Below are 899 nucleotides of genomic sequence, written 5' to 3'. Positions count from 1 at the left end.
TCGCGACGCGCTAATGACAATCGTGCAAAGTAAACTATAAGTCAGATCAAGGCGTAGCGATTCATACCGAACTTGCCATGTTACAGGATGCGACAATGCAAACACATTATGATTACTTGGTCACTGGTGGTACTGGACTGATAGGTTCAACATTTATCAAGTCGCTACCAGCCGGCAGCACAGTTCTTGTACTAACAAGACAAAAGCACCCAAAACGTCTCGATAAGGTCACAGCGAACCTTAAGTTGATTAGCAACTTAAATGACATTAGCGACGACACGCTAATCGATCACGTGATTAATTTAGCAGGTGAGCCAATTGTCGATCGCCCATGGACCGAGTCACGCAAGCAGATTCTACGCAGCTCACGAATCGGAGTAACTGAACAACTTGCAGATCTGTCGGCTCGTCTAGCAAAGCCCTTTAAAACCCTCGTATCCGGTTCAGCAATTGGTTACTACGGTTCAGATAACGGCACTCAGTGTAGCGAAACAAGTCCTAGAGGGAGCGATTTCGCCGCAAGCTTGTGCAGCGGGTGGGAGCAAGCTGCTACGACAATCAGATCCGAGCGAAGGATATTATTAAGGATCTCTATTGTTTTGTCCGGTGATGGTGGGATGCTCGCTAAGCTCTATCCGAGTTTTATATTAGGCGCCGGCTCCGTTATAGGTGATGGCAAACAAACGATGTCGTGGATTCATATTTCAGACCTCGTTGAACTTATTCATCAGGCTATCAATGATCAATCAATGGAAGGCGCATTCAATGCTGTCGCCCCTATAAACACGACTAATCAGGAATTTAGCCGCGTACTCGCTCAAAATCTTAGGCGCCCTCTACTATTGAAAATGCCAACTATTGTGACGAAATGGATCTTTGGTCAGCGTAGCGATTTACTT

General features: G+C 46.1%; 1 protein-coding gene. It reads left to right on the top strand.

All coding sequences use genetic code 11. The features are described from left to right. Positions 1 to 95: 95 nt before the first annotated feature. A partial coding sequence (locus A3762_RS22850; RefSeq protein ID WP_197469514.1) for a TIGR01777 family oxidoreductase occupies positions 96 to 899 on the top strand: 804 nt, incomplete at its 3' end.

The organism is Oleiphilus sp. HI0125 (assembly GCF_001635355.1).
Note: the sequence above shows the minus strand (reverse complement) of the source record. Positions and strands in the feature narration are given on the sequence as shown.